General features: G+C 52.9%; 1 rRNA gene. It reads right to left on the bottom strand.

Annotated elements, in window-relative coordinates:
* Positions 1-259, bottom strand: a 23S ribosomal RNA gene (locus tag BN3349_RS11940); the annotation flags it as partial.

The raw sequence follows: 259 nt of genomic DNA, 5'->3' as shown, positions 1-259 counted from the left end.
GCTCCCACTGCTTGTACGTACACGGTTTCAGGTTCTCTTTCACTCCCCTCACCGGGGTTCTTTTCGCCTTTCCTTCACAGTACTGGTTCACTATCGGTCAATCAGGAGTATTTAGCCTTGGAGGATGGGCCCCCCTTCTTCAAACAGGATTTCTCGTGTCCCGCCTTACTTCTCGTTAGCTTAGTACCACGACCTGGACTTCGAGTACGGGGCTATCACCCTGTGTCGCTGTGCTTCCCAGCACATTCCTCTGTCTCTG

Origin of the sequence: Necropsobacter massiliensis (assembly GCF_000827595.2) — a bacterium.
GTDB classification, from domain to species: Bacteria; Pseudomonadota; Gammaproteobacteria; order Enterobacterales; family Pasteurellaceae; genus Necropsobacter; species Necropsobacter massiliensis.
This window is presented reverse-complemented; position numbering and strand designations above follow the sequence as displayed.